Origin of the sequence: Bartonella sp. AA89HNZF (genome assembly GCF_042196905.1) — a bacterium.
GTDB lineage: Bacteria > Pseudomonadota > Alphaproteobacteria > Rhizobiales > Rhizobiaceae > Bartonella.
In genome coordinates, this window is the sequence record NZ_JBHIRD010000137.1 from 1 (window position 1) to 549 (window position 549).

Below are 549 nucleotides of genomic sequence, written 5' to 3' on the forward strand. Positions count from 1 at the left end.
ATGGTATAACGATAAAGCCATTGAGCATCTCCATCTTTACGCTTGTGAAGTAACAAGCCAGCACCATCATTATATTTACCAGCCCCCAATGTTGCGACAGATCTTGCATTAAGACGGTTCATAAGAGCCATTTTTAGTCCTTTCTTGTATAAATTTTACCCACACACCAGCCCCGCTTTTGATGTGCGAGCAAGTGATATGAATTGATTCAATCTGAGAGGGTTTAGAATAAGAAAATCTTACTATATTCGGGACTCTTATTCAATATGCAAAACAGTGAATTATCATTATAAATCAATGCGTTGCCTTGTGCATGCGCCGCTTACTGGCGTTTTTGATTTACTGAAAGCCGCTTTGAAAACAGAGCTTGATGGTTCACTGAAAGATTTAGAGAAGCGCTTAGAGGCGTTAAGCGAAGAGCTTGAAGGTTTGAAAGAGTGTTCATTGGATGAAGCCCTCTGAATGAAGGAATAAAACAGATGAAGATACCCGATCATGAACATGAATATTTGATACCTGTTGCAACGAAAGAGGAAATCAGAGAAGGGA

At 39.5% G+C, this 549-nt stretch carries 1 protein-coding gene and 1 pseudogene; one reads left to right on the top strand and one right to left on the bottom strand.

Translation table 11 applies throughout. From position 1 onward, the window contains the following. Window positions 1-131 (bottom strand): annotated as a pseudogene (locus ACFIN0_RS10155) (integrase); the annotation flags it as partial. 145 nt (window positions 132-276) lie between these two features. Here ACFIN0_RS10155 and ACFIN0_RS10160 point away from each other — a divergent pair. After that, complete coding sequence (locus tag ACFIN0_RS10160; protein ID WP_375702496.1) at window positions 277-462, top strand: hypothetical protein; 186 nt, start codon at window positions 277-279, stop codon at window positions 460-462. The last annotated feature ends 87 nt before the right edge of the window (window positions 463-549 follow it).